This is a genomic window from Mesorhizobium sp. 113-3-9 (assembly GCF_016756515.1).
Taxonomy (GTDB): domain Bacteria; phylum Pseudomonadota; class Alphaproteobacteria; order Rhizobiales; family Rhizobiaceae; genus Mesorhizobium.
On the sequence record NZ_AP023246.1, the window covers coordinates 3,651,383 to 3,665,425 of the forward strand.

Here is a 14,043-nt window from a genome sequence, read left to right on the forward strand (position 1 = left end):
GTCGCTTCGCGCCTGCGGCGTCTATTGTCGTCAGCGCACCGGCGCCATCAAGGCGAAATGCGCGCCTTGTGGGTCCTGGCATTGCACGATCCAGCTGCCGCCGGGCACCTCCATCGGCCCCATCAGGATCTTGCCGCCATTGTCGGTGACCCGTTTTGCGGCCGCGTCGATGCCGGTGACGTTGAAATAGAACTGCCAGACCGGGACGGGGATTTGCGCTGGCTTGTTCATGATGCCGCCGCCGGATTCGGGGCCGGCCGCGAAAGTCTGGTAGATGCCCATCGGGCCCATGTCGAAATCGCCGGCATCGGTCCAACCGAACTGGCTGGAATAGAACTCGAACGCGGCCTTCCAATCGCTGGTGTAGAGCTCGTGCCAGCCGATATGGCCGGGTGTGCTGGCCGGCACCGGCGGCTGCGCGGCAAGGTTCGGCTGCAGGAACATGAACATCGCGCCCTGCGGGTCGGCAACGACAGCGAAACGGCCGACGCCCGGAATATCATCCGGCGCGCGGTGGACGGCGCCGCCAGCCTTTTTGAGTGCCTGCGTCGAAGCGTCGACATCGCCGGTGTAGATGTAACCCACCCAGGCTGGCGGCATGCCCATCTTGGCGGCATCATCGGGCATCGTCATCAACCCGCCGACGCCGCGCTCGCCGACATTCATGACGATATAGCGCGGCATGCCGGGAGCCGTGTCGAAGGGCTGGGCCGTCTAGCCGACAACCTTGGTATAGAAGGCCTCGGCGGCGTCGAGGTCTGATGTCATCAGTTCGTACCAGAAGAAGGGCATCGGGGATTTGGGCATGGTCGGTCTCCTCACCGTTCAGCATCGATCGTTGTCCGATCCATCGCAGGACGATCCTGGCGACGGAAATCCGACATCCGCCCGGACGAATAATGCCGACGCATGACATGCGTTCCCGGGTTGCGCGCCCGACTTTTTTCAATTTCTCTGCGGCAAAAGAGGGGTTGTCGTTTCATGCGCCTGATGTCGCTCACGCCTGAGCTTGTCGCACTGTGCCATCGGCAAGAGGCCGATCCCGGCCCGGACCCAAGCTGGACGGAGCTTAATGACGAGGATTTCCGGACCCTTGCCATGCGGCTTGCCGCTGAAGCGGACGAGGGGCCGCTCTGGGTGTTCGCCTACGGGTCGCTGATCTGGAAGCCGGAATTCGAATCAGTGGAGCAAAGGCTCGCCACGGCCTTCGGCTGGCACCGCTCCTTCTGCCTCGACATGGTGCGCTGGCGCGGCAGTGCCGAGCAGCCGGGGCTGATGATGGCGCTGGAACGGGGCGGACGGTGCAACGGCGTGATCTACCGCTTGCAGGAGGGCGAAAAACCGGCCCAGATCGAAAGGCTGCTGCGGCGCGAGATCAGCGACCACGAGAGCATCAGCTCGGTCCGGTGGCTGCCCGTGCATACGGCGCAAGGGCCGTTGCGGGCGCTTGGCTTCTGGGTTGGCGTGAAGGGGCGGGGAACGTCATTGGGTCAGCCACTGGACAAGGTGGCAAGCATATTGGCCAGGGCCTGCGGCCATATCGGCTCCGGCGCTGAATATCTCTACAACACGGTCAGTCATCTCGAAGCGTTCGGCATCCACGACCGCAATCTGTGGCGGCTGCAGGAGCTGGTCGCGGACGAGGTCCGGGCACTCCATGGCCGGCCGGTCGACGAGGGCCATCCGGTCCGGCAAGAGCAGCCGTCCACAGTATAACATGAGTAAAAAAATCATGTTTTTATCAAGCCTTTTCAGCGACTTGCGCCGAAAATTGACCAATTGATAAAAAAATAAAACGTGCTAGCCTTCCCCAAAACAAAACATGGGGAACTGACAATGCCAGAAGGCCAGTTCAAGGAAGGTATTGCCGGCGGCCGGCTCGCGGCCGAGCAGTATGCGGATAATTTTTCCGACCTGCATCCGCCGCTCGATCACCACGAGGCGCTGGTCGAATCCGACCGCTGCTATTTCTGCTACGACGCGCCATGCATGAACGCGTGCCCGACCTCGATCGACATTCCGCTGTTCATCCGCCAGATCTCGACCGGCAATCCGATCGGCTCGGCCAAGACCATCTTCGACCAGAATATCCTGGGCGGCATGTGCGCCCGCGTCTGCCCGACCGAGACGCTGTGCGAAGAGGTCTGCGTGCGCGAGGTGGCGGAAGGCAAGCCGGTGCAGATCGGCCGCCTGCAGCGCTACGCCACCGATGTCGCGATGGCCGAGAACAAGCAGTTTTATCCGCGCGCCGAGGCGACGGGGAAGACCGTCGCCGTGGTCGGCGCCGGCCCGGCCGGCCTTGCCGCCGCGCACCGGCTTGCCCGCCATGGTCATGACGTCACCATCCTGGAGGCGCGCCCCAAGGCTGGCGGCCTCAATGAATACGGCATCGCCGCCTACAAGAGCGTCGACAATTTCGCCCAGGCCGAGGTCGACTATGTCACGGCGATCGGCGGCATCGACATCCAGAACGGCAAGGCGCTAGGCCGCGACTACCAGCTCTCCGACCTGATCCGCAATTACGACGCGGTGTTCCTCGGCATGGGGCTCGGCGGCGTCAACGCGTTGCGCGCCGATGGCGAGGATGCCGCCGGCGTCATCAATGCGGTGGAGTTCATCGCAGAGCTGCGCCAGGCCAGCGATCTCTCCGGCCTGCCGGTTGGCCGCCGCGTCGTCGTCATCGGCGGCGGCATGACGGCGATCGACGCGGCCGTGCAGTCGAAGCTGCTCGGCGCCGAGGAGGTGACGATCTGCTACCGGCGCGGCCAGGAGCACATGAACGCTTCCGAGTTCGAGCAGGATCTGGCCGCCGCCAACGGCGTCACCATCCGCCACTGGCTGCAGCCGAAGCGCGTCATCGCTGACGGCGGCAAGGTGTCGGGCATCGAACTCGAATACACGGCATTGAAGGGCGACAAGCTTGCCGGCACCGGCGAGACGCTGACGCTCGTCGCCGACCAGGTTTTCAAGGCGATCGGCCAGAGCTTTGTTCCGGCTGCCCTCAACGGCAGCGGAGCCTCGATCGACCTCGAAGCCGGCCGCATCAAGGTCGACGCGGAAGGGCGTACCTCGCTGGCGAAAGTCTGGGCTGGCGGCGACTGCATCTTTGGTGGCGACGATTTGACCGTCTCGGCCGTGGCGCAAGGGCGCGATGCGGCAGAATCAATCAACCGGGCGCTGACCTCGAACGGGAGGGCATGAGCATGGCAGACATCAGAAACAATTTCGTCGGCATCAAATCGCCAAATCCGTTCTGGCTGGCTTCGGCGCCGCCGACCGACAAGGCCTACAACGTCATCCGCGCCTTCAAGGCGGGGTGGGGCGGCGTGGTGTGGAAGACGCTGGGCGAGGAAGGCCCGCCGGTCGTCAACGTCAACGGCCCGCGCTATGGCGCGATCTGGGGCGCCGACCGTCGCCTGCTCGGCCTCAACAACATCGAGCTGATCACCGACCGCGACCTGCAGACCAATCTGCGCGAGATGAAGCAGGTCAAGATGGATTGGCCTGATCGTGCGCTGATCGCCTCGATCATGGTTCCCTGCGAGGAGGCGAGCTGGAAAGCCATCCTGCCGCTGGTCGAGGAGACCGGCGCCGACGGCATCGAGCTCAATTTCGGCTGCCCGCACGGCATGTCGGAGCGCGGCATGGGCGCCGCCGTCGGCCAGGTGCCGGAATATATCGAAATGGTGGTGCGCTGGTGCAAGCAATACACGCGCATGCCCGTCATCACCAAGCTGACGCCCAATATCACGGATATCCGCAAGCCCGCGCGGGCAGCACATGCCGGCGGCACCGACGCGGTGTCGCTGATCAACACCATCAATTCGATCACCGGTGTCGATCTCGACAGCTTCGCGCCTATGCCAACCATCGACGGCAAGGGCTCGCATGGCGGCTATTGCGGCCCGGCGGTGAAGCCCATCGCCATGAACATGGTGGCCGAAATCGCGCGCGATCCCGAGACCCGCGGCCTGCCGATCTCCGGCATTGGCGGCATCACCACTTGGCGCGACGCCGCCGAATTCCTGGCGCTCGGCGCCGGCAATGTGCAGGTGTGCACGGCGGCCATGACCTATGGCTTCAAGATCGTGCAGGAGATGATCGCCGGCCTCGAGAACTGGATGGACGAGAAGGGCCACCGCTCACTCGACGACGTCATCGGCCGCGCCACGCCCAACGTCACCGACTGGCAGTATCTCAACCTCAACTATGTCGCCAAGGCACATATCGACCAGGATGCCTGCATCAAATGCGGCCGCTGCCACATCGCCTGCGAGGACACCTCGCACCAGGCGATCACCAACATGGTCAACGGTGTCAGGCATTTCGAGGTGATCGAGGCCGAGTGCGTCGGCTGCAATCTGTGCGTCAATGTCTGCCCCGTCGACAATTGCATCACCATGGAGCCGCTGGCCGCCGGCGCCATGGATGAACGTACCGGCAAGCCGGTGTCGCCAATCTACGCCAACTGGACGACGCACCCGAACAACCCGATGGCCAAGGTGGCGGCGGAGTAGGGCTGTCTTTCGCAGGACTTGTGTTCCTCGCCCCGTGAAATGACTGGGCTATGCACACATCTTCTGTGACTTGCGCGACTGGTCAGCCCGAGGCTTGATTGCCACGTGGTTCCCCCAATCCGTCGCTGCTTCGCAGCGCCACCTTTCCCCCCTCCGGAGGGAAAGGAAGGGAGCTTGGCTGGACGAGCGTTGACGGAAAGAAGCCTGGCGCGCCTTTCCTCTCCCCCGTCGATCGGGGGAGAGGTGGCTCGGCGAAGCCGAGACGGAGTGGGGGTCGACCAGCGCAACACAAGACAATGCATGCGCCAAGCTGCCATGCACGCGCCAAAGACCAACCGCTCGGAAGTGTGTGCATGCCGTTGCATGAAACGGGGTGCGAGGAACCCAAGTTCTGTGAAGCCATCGCGAACGTGTGAATTTCAGCATTTCTCTATTGCGGATAAAAATTATCCACGATAAAAGATATCCATGAATCGGAGATCGGCATCATGAAGCTTGGCGAGGGCGTTGAGGCGGCTATCCACTGTGCGGCCACGCTGGCTAGCGTAGACGGAAACAGCACAATGCCGGGTGCTGCGCTTGCCGAGTCCTTTGGGCTGTCGCCGAGCTATCTGCTGAAACATCTCAACATGCTGTGCGCGGCGCGCATCCTGGAATCGGTATCGGGTCCGGCGGGCGGCTACCGGCTGGCGCGGCCGGCGGAGAGCATCACGCTGCTCGACATCGTGCTGGCCATCGAGGGGCGTGAACCGGCCTTTCGCTGCGGCGAGATCCGCCGCAACGGTCCAGTCAAGCTCGACGCCTCGGCCTATGTCAAACCCTGCGGCATCAATGCCGCGATGCTGAAAGCCGAGCGCGCCTATCGGGCAGCGCTCGCCGAGACGAAGCTGTCCGACATCGTGGCGGACTACGCGGCGGAAGGGGATCCCAGATCATTCGCCGCGAGCTGCGCCTTCGTCGCGCGTCATCAACGGCCGCAGAAATCCAGTTCCACCCCGCAAGATCCAAAGCAGATATGAAAGGACATCAAGATGAAACAGAGGATGCAATTCTTCGCCAAGGCGCCCGAGATCATGAAGGCGGTGTCGGCGCTCAACAAGGCGGTCGACGAATGCGGGCTGGAGGTGAGCCTGCTGCACCTGATCAAGCTCAGGGCCTCGCAGATCAATGGCTGCTCCTACTGTGTCGAGATGCACAGCCGCGAGGCGAGGCGCGACGGAGAAACCGAGCAACGGCTCTACCTCGTCGCGGCCTGGAAGGAATCGCCGCTGTTTTCCGAACGTGAGCGCGCCGCCTTCGCCTGGACCGAAGCGGTGACCCTGATCGCCGACAATGGCGTGTCGGACGAACTCTATGCCCGCACGCTTGAGCATTTCTCGGACGAGGAGCTGGTCAAGCTGTCGGTTGCGCTCGGCATGATCAACACCTGGAACCGGCTTTGCATCCCGTTCCACGCCATTCATCCGATGCCGGCTGCCAAGGCAGCCTGATTTTCTTGCGCCATGGGAGCGCCGCCGAGGCGGCGGCGCTCCAACAGTTTCAAAGGGGCGTCTGATGCCTGTCGATTTGCCTTCGACCCTGTTGTTTCTCGGCCGCCTGTTGCTCGGCGGCGCCTTCGTCTTCGCCGGCCTGCGCAACATCCAGAACGCGGATTTCCTCACAGGGCTGATGACCGCGCGCGGCGTGCCGCGGGCGCGGCTGGCCCTGTGGGCCGGCATTGTGCTCCAGATCATTGCCGGCGCCTTGGTGATGGCTGGTCTCTGGACCGCGATTGCCTGCGCGGTGCTGGTGGTGTTCCTGGTCGTCGCGACACCGATGTTCCACAATTTCTGGGACCATCAGGGCCCGGACCGCGCGGCACGCATCAACGGCGTCGTCGGCAATGTCGCGCTGGGCGGCGGCTTCCTGACGCTAATCGCACAGTCATTCTAAAGCCGAAGTCACGCGGCAAATCGCAAGCCGCCGTCGCAGGTCAGCACCTGGCCGGTCATGAAACCGTTGGAGACGAGGAAGGCTATCGCAGAGGCGACATCCTCGGCACGGCCAACCCGGCCCACGGGCGTCTTGTTGGCATATTCGGCAAAGACCGCCTGTCGCTGCTCGTCGGGCAAGAAGTCCCACCACGGCGTGTCGATCACACCGGGCGCCACGACGTTGACGCGCAGCGGCTTCAACTCGACCGCCAGGATCGGCGCCACGGTCAACAGCATGCCGTTGATGGCGCCGATGCCGGCGATGCCTGGCATGGCGACCTGAGCCGATACCGCCGATATGAAGGTGACAGATCCGCTCTTGCTGAGCGTCGGCAGGGCTGCCTGCAGGCACGACAGTTGCGGCCGCACCTTCTCCTCGACGCCACTGCCGATGTCGGCAAGGTCGAGGGTCTCGAAGGGGCCAAGGCCCTTGCCGCCGCTCGCGGCCAGAACAAGGTGGTCGAACGGGCCGAGGCGTTCGAAGAACTGACGCACTTCATCCGGCTTCGAAGCGTCGAACGCGGCCTTTTCCGCGGCGCCGCCAAGGCTCTTCCAGGCGCCGTTGAGCTTGTCCGGGTTGCGCCCGGTGATCGTTACCTTCATGCCCGGCCCAATCAGCATGCGGGCGGTCGCCAGGCCGATACCGGATGAGCCGCCGATGATGACTGTGTGTTCTGTCCTGTCGGTCATGAATGCTCCTCCTTCGCTGTTGCCAGCCCGGCAAGGTCGAGGCTCAGGCTGCGCAATTGTTGTCTTGCCCTGGCGTCGTAGGCCTGGGCGTCGGCGCGGGATTCGCGCTGGCCGTCGAAATAGAGACCGCTGCGTCCTTCGAGCGCGGACGACGTCGCGAGGTTGACGATCGCGTCGGCGCCGGTTTCGACCGAACTCCATGGCGTCACGCCCGCCTGCCGGACCATGGTGGTGTTCATGTAACTCGCCGGATGCAGCGCGTTGACGGTGACGCCGGTGCCTTTCAGCTCTTCCGCCAGATCGATGGTGAACAGGATCTGGGCCAGCTTGCTCTGGCAGTAGGCGCGCACGCCGCTATAGCCGTCGGCCAACATTACATCGCCGAAGTCGATTGCCTGCTGGCCGGCCGAAGCGACATTGACGATGCGCGCCGGCGCACTCGCCTTCAGCAGCGGCAGAAGGTCAAAGGTCAGCAGGAAGCCGGCGAGATAGTTGACCGCGAAACGCAATTCATAACCGTCGGCGCTGACTTGTCTCCTGGCGCCGGCAGTGCCGATGCCGGCATTGTTGATGAGGATGTGGAGCCGATCCGTTCGGGCGCGCACGGCCTCGGCGAGGCGGCGAATTTCGGCCAGCGATGCGAGGTCGGCGGCCAGGAAGTCGGCTCTGCCGCCGGCGGTCTCGATTTCGGCGACCACGGCCTTGCCGCGCGTGGCATCGCGGCCGTGCACCAGCACGCGTGCGCCGACGGCGCCCAGCCTTTGCGCAACGACGCGACCGACGCCATCGGTCGAGCCGGTGATGAGGATTGTCTTGTCTTTCAGGTCCATGTCCGGAGCCTCCATTTCGTCGCTCCGAGCCGAAGATGGGACATCCGGCAGGCCTCAAACAGTTCAAACTTTATCCTGGTATCAGTACTGCTATAATAAGCGTCATGGATGCTCCCTCTCATTCCGCTGAAGACAGCCGCCGGCGCGAACTCGGCGCTTTCCTGCGCTCGCGACGCGAGAGGCTGACGCCCTCGGCAACCGGTATCGCGACTGGCCTCAGGCGGCGCACGCCGGGCCTGCGCCGCGAAGAAGTGGCGATGATCGCCGGTGTCGGCACCACATGGTACACCTGGCTGGAGCAGGGCAGGGACGTACGCCCTTCGGTGGAGGTGCTGACGGCGCTCAGCGAGGCGCTGCGGCTGGACCCGGCTGAGAAGCGTCATCTGTTCACGCTTGCCGGCCGCCAGCAGCCAGAGCGGCGGCGCATCGTGCCGGCGAAGGTCGACGGGCCCTTGCTGCACATGCTGCAGAGCCTTGTCCTGCAGCCCGCCTATGTCGTCGGCCCGCGCTGGGACGTGCTGGCCTGGAATGACGCGGCTGTTGCCATCTTTGGCGATTACGGCCTGTTGGAGGGGGATGCCCGCAACATCATCCATGGCGTTTTCACCGATCCGCACCGGCGGCATCTGCTGGTCGACTGGGAGCAGGTGGCCCGCGCCACTCTCGCCGCGTTCCGTGCCGAAAGCGCGAAGTATGTCGGCGATCCGGATTTCGAGCGGCTGATCGCGCTGATGATGCGCTCAAGTCCGGAGTTCCGGGAATGGTGGCCGCAGCGCGACGTCGTGCACCGCCTGTCCGGCATGAAGCACCTGCGCCACCCCACGGCCGGTCCGATGGTGTTCGAGCATATGAGCCTGTCGATCGATGACGGCTCGGACATGAAGCTGATCGTCTACACGCCGCTCGCCGAGCAGAACTCGATCGCCAAGCTGCGCAATCTGCTCGACGACCTTCCGGCCGAGCGTCGCAGCGCCTGAACCATCGGGTCAGCCCTTCGGCTTCAGCCCCTCGAGAAACAACTGCTCCAGAAACCGCGCCGCGTCCTCGAAGCGGCCGTCGCCGCCGCGGTTCGGTCCCAGCACCGCGCGGACCTGGACGTCGAAATCGGCATAGTGCTGCGTCGTCGCCCAGATCGAGAAGATCAGGTGCCAGGGGTCGGTCTTGGCGATCTTGCCGGCACGCATCCAGCCCTTGATGACGGATGCCTTCTCGTCGACCAGCGTCTTCAACTCGCCGGCCAGCAGCGGCATGATGCGCGGCGCGCCTTGCAGGATCTCGTTGGCGAACAGCCGGCTCTCGCGCGGGAAATCGCGCGCCATTTCGAGCTTGCGCCTGATATAGCTCCTGAGCTCGGTCATGGGATCGCCGATGTCGTCGAGCTCACGCAACGGCGCCAGCCAGGTGTCGAGCAGGCGCTGCATCAAAGTCTCGTGAATGTCTTCCTTGCGGCGGAAGTAATAGAGCAGGTTCGGCTTCGACATGCCGGCGGCTTCGGCGATCTGGTCTATGGTCGAGCCGCGGAAGCCGTTGGTGGAGAACACCTCGAGCGCGGCCTCCAGGATGACTTCGCGCTTTTCCTGCTGGATGCGGGTGCGGCGGGGGGCTTCCGTGCCGGTGTTCACCGTTGCGGACCCTTGCATTGCCAAATCTCGCGTTCAAGGTCATCTGGACCAATTCTCTGGACCAGTTTTTCCCCAGGCTGTGGAACGCACTTCAGGAGCCGCATTTCCGCTAGTAATCCCTTGACCGCCGACAGGGCGGTGCTAACGTTTGTCCAATCGGTCAAAAATTTGCGTAGCATGAAAATGGCGCAAAGACCAAGCGTTGGACGCACCGAAACAGGTTACAAGGGGAAGTCTTGGTCATGTCCAACCGGCTGAAAGTCACGCCGAACGATCTCAGTGCATTCTGGATGCCGTTCACGGCAAACCGGCAGTTCAAGCAGGCGCCACGCATGTTCGTGTCCGCCAAGGACATGCATTACACGACCAGCGACGGCCGCAAGGTACTGGACGGCACCGCCGGCCTGTGGTGCGTCAATGCCGGCCACTGCCGGCCGAAGATTACCGAGGCGATCCAGCACCAGGCCGCCGAACTCGACTACGCGCCTGCCTTCCAGATGGGCCATCCGATCGTGTTCGAACTGGCCAACCGCCTGGTCGACATCGCGCCCAAGGGCATGGACCACGTTTTCTTCACCAATTCCGGTTCGGAATCGGTCGAGACCGCGCTGAAGATGGCGATCGCCTATCACCGGGTGAAGGGCGAGGGCTCGCGCACCCGCCTGATCGGCCGCGAGCGCGGCTATCACGGTGTCAATTTCGGCGGCATCTCGGTCGGCGGCATCGTCACCAACCGCAAGATGTTCGGCACGCTGCTCGGCGGCGTCGACCATATGCCGCACACGCATCTGCCGGAAAAGAACGCCTTCTCCAAGGGCGTGCCGGAACATGGCGCGGAGCTCGCCAACGAGCTGGAACGCATCGTCGCGCTGCATGACGCCTCGACCATCGCCGCTGTCATCGTCGAGCCGGTCGCCGGCTCCACCGGCGTCATCCTGCCGCCCAAAGGCTATCTGCAGAAGCTGCGCGAAATCTGCACCAAACATGGCATCCTGTTGATCTTCGACGAGGTCATTACCGGTTTCGGCCGTCTTGGGGCGCCGTTCGCGGCCGACTATTTCGGCGTGGTTCCCGATATCATGACCACCGCCAAGGGCGTCTCCAACGGCGTCATCCCGATGGGTGCGGTGTTCGTGAAGAAGGAAATCCATGACGCCTTCATGACCGGCCCCGAGCACATGATCGAGTTCTTCCACGGCTACACCTATTCGGGCAATCCGATCGCGTGTGCGGCCGCACTCGGCACGCTCGACACCTACAAGGAAGAAGGCCTGCTTACCCGCGGCGAGGAACTGGCGCCTTATTGGGAAGACGCGCTGCACTCGCTGAAGGGCGAGCCGCATGTCATCGACATCAGGAACATCGGCCTGATCGGCGCGATCGAACTGGCGCCCATTGCCGGCAGCCCGACCAAGCGCGCCTTCTCGGCCTTCGTCAAGGCGTTCGAGCGCGGCGCGCTGATCCGCACCACTGGCGACATCATCGCGCTGTCGCCGCCGCTGATCATCACCAAGGGCCAGATCAACGAACTGATCGACCATGTGCGTGAAGTGCTGCGGTCGATAGACTAGACTTGCTTTTATCTGGGCGGGTGGCGATGGGAACCGCCACCCGCCCAGAGCATGAAATGGAAGGATTTTGAATGGCCGCACCCGGCGAGAATCTGCGAATCAATTCAGACCGTTTGTGGGATTCGCTGATGGAGATGGCGAAGATCGGCCCCGGCATTGCCGGCGGCAACAATCGCCAGACCGTGACCGACGAAGACGGCGAAGGCCGGCATCTGTTCAAGCGCTGGTGCGAGGCCGCCGGGCTCGAAATGGGCCTCGACGAGATGGGCACCATGTTTGCCCGCCGCGAGGGCACCGATCCCAGCCTGCCGCCGGTCTATGTCGGCAGCCATCTCGACACGCAGCCGACAGGCGGCAAATATGACGGCGTGCTCGGCGTCCTCGGCGGCCTAGAGATCGTGCGCTCGCTCAACGATCTCGGCATCAAGACAAAACATCCGATCGTCGTCACCAACTGGACCAACGAGGAAGGCTCGCGTTTCGCACCGGCGATGATGGCGTCGGGCGTGTTCGCCGGTGTGCTCGATCAGGCCGATGTCTACGAGCACACGGACAAGAACGGCAAGAAGTTCGGCGAGGAGCTCGAGCGCATCGGCTGGAAGGGCACCGAGAAGGTCGGTGATCGCAAGATCCACGCCTTCTTCGAACTGCATATCGAGCAGGGCCCGATCCTCGAGGACGAAGACATCGACATCGGTGTCGTCACCCACGGCCAGGGACTGAAATGGCTGCAGGTGACGCTGACCGGTAAGGAGGCGCATACCGGCTCGACGCCGATGCCCAAGCGCCGCAATGCCGGTCTCGGCATGGCCCGCGTCATCGAACTGGTGCACGAAATCGCCATGGACTACCAGCCCGACGCTGTCGGCGCGGTCGGCCACATGGAGGTCTATCCCAATTCGCGCAACATCATCGCCGGCCGCACCGTCTTCACCATCGACATACGCTCGCCCGAGAAGGAAGTGCTGGATGCGATGGACGGCCGCATCCGCGAAGGCATCGACACGATCTGCGAGGCGCTGGATATCCAGTACAAGGTCGAGCAGGTCGGCCACTTCGATCCGGTCACTTTCGATGCCGGCTGCGTGAAGGCCATCCGCGATGCCGCCGAACGGCTTGGCTACACCCACCGCAACATCGTCTCGGGTGCCGGCCACGATGCCTGCTGGATCAACCGCGTCGCGCCGACCGCCATGGTGATGTGCCCCTGCGTCGATGGGCTTAGCCACAACGAGGCCGAGGAGATCACCAAGGAATGGGCTTCTGCCGGCGCCGACGTGCTGTTCCACGCGGTGGTGGAGACGGCTGTCATCGTGGAGTGAGCTTTAGACATCCAGATTCCAAACGCCGCTCATAAAGAAGCGCGAAAAGAACAAGGGAACAAGAAAATGACCAAAGTCATCAAGAACGGCACCGTCGTCACCGCTGACCGCAGCTGGAAGGCCGACGTGCTGTTTAGCCACGGCAAGATCGTCGCCATCGGTTCCGACCTGCATGGCGACCATGAGTACGACGCCACCGGCTGCTATGTGATGCCGGGTGGCATCGACCCGCATACCCATCTCGAAATGCCGTTCATGGGCACCTATTCGGCCGACGATTTTGAGTCCGGCACGCGTGCGGCCCTTGCCGGCGGCACCACGATGGTCGTCGATTTCTGTCTGCCGGCGCCGCAGCAATCGCTGCTCGAAGCCCTGCAGATGTGGGACAACAAGACCTCCAAGGCGTCGTGCGACTACTCCTTCCACATGGCGATCACCTGGTGGGGCAAGCAGGTGTTCGACGAGATGGCGACCGTCGTCGACAAGGGCATCACCTCGTTCAAGCACTTCATGGCCTACAAGGGCGCGCTGATGGTGGATGACGACGAGATGTATGCGTCGTTCCAGCGCTGCGCCGACCTTGGCGCGCTGCCGCTGGTGCATGCCGAAAATGGCGACGTGGTTGCAGCCCTGTCGCAGAAGCTGCTGGCCGCCGGCAACAATGGACCCGAGGGCCATGCCTATTCGCGCCCGCCGGAAGTGGAAGGCGAGGCGACCAACCGCGCCATCATGATCGCCGACATGGCCGGTGTGCCGCTCTATGTCGTGCATGTCTCCTGCGAGCAGAGCCATGAGGCCATCCGCCGGGCGCGCCAGAAGGGTATGCGCGTGTTCGGCGAGCCGCTGATCCAGCACCTGACGCTGGACGAGAGCGAGTATTTCGACAAGGACTGGGACCATGCGGCGCGGCGCGTGATGAGCCCGCCCTTCCGCAACAGATTGCACCAGGACTCGCTGTGGGCCGGCCTGCAGGCCGGGTCGCTGCAGGTGGTGGCGACCGACCATTGCGCCTTCACCACCAAGCAGAAGCGCTTCGGCGTCGGCGATTTCACCAAGATACCGAACGGCACTGGTGGCCTCGAGGACCGTTTGCCGGTGCTGTGGACCAGGGGCGTCAACACCGGGCGGCTGACGATGAACGAGTTCGTCGCGGTGACCTCGACCAACATCGCCAAGATCCTCAACATGTATCCGAAAAAGGGCGCCATCGTCGAAGGTGCCGACGCCGACATCATTGTCTGGGATCCGAAGCGCAAGAAGACCATCGCAGCCAAGAAGCAGCAGTCTGTCATCGACTATAACGTCTTCGAAGGCGTCGAGGTGACCGGCCTGCCACGCTTCGTCTTCTCGCGCGGCGAACTGTCGATCGAGGAGGCAGAGGTGAAGGCCAAGCCCGGCCATGGCCAGTTCGTCGGGCGTGAGCCGAACGCCGCGGTCAACCGCGCGCTGTCGACGTGGAAGGAAATCACCGCGCCGCGCAAGGTGGAACGGTCAGGCATCCCGGCGACGGGGGTCTAG

The 14,043-nt window shown here is 63.5% G+C and carries 13 protein-coding genes and 1 pseudogene; 10 read left to right on the forward strand and 4 right to left on the reverse strand.

The annotated features are described in order from the left end of the window. Positions 1-30: 30 nt before the first annotated feature. Positions 31-807, reverse strand: a pseudogene (locus MesoLj_RS17720) (VOC family protein). A gap of 174 nt (positions 808-981) precedes the next feature. Here MesoLj_RS17720 and MesoLj_RS17725 point away from each other — a divergent pair. The 6 genes from MesoLj_RS17725 (at position 982) to MesoLj_RS17750 (ending at position 6,449) form a co-directional block, all read left to right on the forward strand. Continuing rightward, positions 982-1,716: a gamma-glutamylcyclotransferase gene (locus tag MesoLj_RS17725; protein WP_202326928.1), complete on the forward strand. Its 735-nt coding sequence runs from the start codon at positions 982-984 to the stop codon at positions 1,714-1,716. 120 nt (positions 1,717-1,836) lie between these two features. Next, positions 1,837-3,201, forward strand: coding sequence for an NAD(P)-dependent oxidoreductase (locus MesoLj_RS17730; protein ID WP_202326929.1), 1,365 nt, complete (start codon positions 1,837-1,839; stop codon positions 3,199-3,201). A 2-nt stretch (positions 3,202-3,203) separates the two neighbouring features. Continuing rightward, on the forward strand, positions 3,204-4,517 hold the full coding sequence (gene preA / locus MesoLj_RS17735; protein ID WP_140775739.1) for an NAD-dependent dihydropyrimidine dehydrogenase subunit PreA: 1,314 nt from the start codon (positions 3,204-3,206) through the stop codon (positions 4,515-4,517). Positions 4,518-5,005: 488 nt separating this feature from the next. Further along, entirely contained in the window at positions 5,006-5,536 is a 531-nt protein-coding gene (locus MesoLj_RS17740) for an RrF2 family transcriptional regulator (protein WP_202326933.1), read from the forward strand. A 12-nt stretch (positions 5,537-5,548) separates the two neighbouring features. Continuing rightward, positions 5,549-6,007 (forward strand): carboxymuconolactone decarboxylase family protein, encoded by a 459-nt coding sequence (locus MesoLj_RS17745; protein WP_202326937.1) that lies wholly within the window; start codon positions 5,549-5,551, stop codon positions 6,005-6,007. Positions 6,008-6,071: 64 nt separating this feature from the next. After that, positions 6,072-6,449 (forward strand): DoxX family protein, encoded by a 378-nt coding sequence (locus MesoLj_RS17750; RefSeq protein WP_202326938.1) that lies wholly within the window; start codon positions 6,072-6,074, stop codon positions 6,447-6,449. Positions 6,450-6,457: 8 nt separating this feature from the next. Here MesoLj_RS17750 and MesoLj_RS17755 read toward each other — a convergent pair whose 3' ends face one another. Together MesoLj_RS17755 and MesoLj_RS17760 are read right to left on the reverse strand one after the other, a co-directional pair. After that, positions 6,458-7,180 carry an SDR family oxidoreductase gene (locus tag MesoLj_RS17755; RefSeq protein WP_202326939.1) on the reverse strand — a complete coding sequence of 241 codons (723 nt, stop codon included), beginning with the start codon at positions 7,178-7,180 and terminating at the stop codon, positions 6,458-6,460. Beyond that, a complete protein-coding gene (locus tag MesoLj_RS17760) occupies positions 7,177-8,010 on the reverse strand; it encodes an SDR family oxidoreductase (RefSeq protein ID WP_202326940.1) in 834 nt (277 codons plus the stop codon). Before MesoLj_RS17760 ends, MesoLj_RS17755 begins: the two co-directional genes overlap by 4 nt. A 104-nt stretch (positions 8,011-8,114) precedes the next feature. On the opposite strand from MesoLj_RS17760, the gene MesoLj_RS17765 reads away from it, so the two are divergent. Further along, entirely contained in the window at positions 8,115-8,987 is an 873-nt protein-coding gene (locus MesoLj_RS17765) for a helix-turn-helix transcriptional regulator (protein WP_140775745.1), read from the forward strand. Between the two features lie 9 nt (positions 8,988-8,996). On the opposite strand, the gene MesoLj_RS17770 is transcribed toward MesoLj_RS17765, so the two are convergent. Next, the gene (locus MesoLj_RS17770; RefSeq protein ID WP_244735481.1) at positions 8,997-9,650 is read right to left on the reverse strand and encodes a TetR family transcriptional regulator C-terminal domain-containing protein; all 654 of its coding nucleotides are present in this window, start codon (positions 9,648-9,650) and stop codon (positions 8,997-8,999) included. Positions 9,651-9,874: 224 nt separating this feature from the next. On the opposite strand from MesoLj_RS17770, the gene MesoLj_RS17775 reads away from it, so the two are divergent. From MesoLj_RS17775 to hydA, 3 genes are all read left to right on the forward strand, one after another. Continuing rightward, positions 9,875-11,203 carry an aspartate aminotransferase family protein gene (locus tag MesoLj_RS17775; protein WP_140775746.1) on the forward strand — a complete coding sequence of 443 codons (1,329 nt, stop codon included), beginning with the start codon at positions 9,875-9,877 and terminating at the stop codon, positions 11,201-11,203. Positions 11,204-11,274: 71 nt separating this feature from the next. Continuing rightward, the gene (locus MesoLj_RS17780; protein WP_202326941.1) at positions 11,275-12,525 is read left to right on the forward strand and encodes a Zn-dependent hydrolase; all 1,251 of its coding nucleotides are present in this window, start codon (positions 11,275-11,277) and stop codon (positions 12,523-12,525) included. 66 nt (positions 12,526-12,591) lie between these two features. Then, entirely contained in the window at positions 12,592-14,043 is a 1,452-nt protein-coding gene (hydA, locus tag MesoLj_RS17785; protein WP_202326942.1) for a dihydropyrimidinase, read from the forward strand.

Bases quoted from the DNA above. Each gene is read 5' to 3' on its own strand.
- MesoLj_RS17760 (WP_202326940.1), bottom strand. From the start codon at position 8,010: ATGGACCTGAAAGACAAGACAATCCTCATCACCGGCTCGACCGATGGC.
- hydA (WP_202326942.1), top strand. From the start codon at position 12,592: ATGACCAAAGTCATCAAGAACGGCACCGTCGTCACCGCTGACCGCAGC.
- MesoLj_RS17730 (WP_202326929.1), top strand. From the start codon at position 1,837: ATGCCAGAAGGCCAGTTCAAGGAAGGTATTGCCGGCGGCCGGCTCGCG.
- MesoLj_RS17750 (WP_202326938.1), top strand. From the start codon at position 6,072: ATGCCTGTCGATTTGCCTTCGACCCTGTTGTTTCTCGGCCGCCTGTTG.
- MesoLj_RS17770 (WP_244735481.1), bottom strand. From the start codon at position 9,650: ATGCAAGGGTCCGCAACGGTGAACACCGGCACGGAAGCCCCCCGCCGC.
- MesoLj_RS17740 (WP_202326933.1), top strand. From the start codon at position 5,006: ATGAAGCTTGGCGAGGGCGTTGAGGCGGCTATCCACTGTGCGGCCACG.
- MesoLj_RS17755 (WP_202326939.1), bottom strand. From the start codon at position 7,180: ATGACCGACAGGACAGAACACACAGTCATCATCGGCGGCTCATCCGGT.
- MesoLj_RS17745 (WP_202326937.1), top strand. From the start codon at position 5,549: ATGAAACAGAGGATGCAATTCTTCGCCAAGGCGCCCGAGATCATGAAG.
- MesoLj_RS17780 (WP_202326941.1), top strand. From the start codon at position 11,275: ATGGCCGCACCCGGCGAGAATCTGCGAATCAATTCAGACCGTTTGTGG.
- MesoLj_RS17775 (WP_140775746.1), top strand. From the start codon at position 9,875: ATGTCCAACCGGCTGAAAGTCACGCCGAACGATCTCAGTGCATTCTGG.
- MesoLj_RS17725 (WP_202326928.1), top strand. From the start codon at position 982: ATGCGCCTGATGTCGCTCACGCCTGAGCTTGTCGCACTGTGCCATCGG.
- MesoLj_RS17765 (WP_140775745.1), top strand. From the start codon at position 8,115: ATGGATGCTCCCTCTCATTCCGCTGAAGACAGCCGCCGGCGCGAACTC.
- preA (WP_140775739.1), top strand. From the start codon at position 3,204: ATGGCAGACATCAGAAACAATTTCGTCGGCATCAAATCGCCAAATCCG.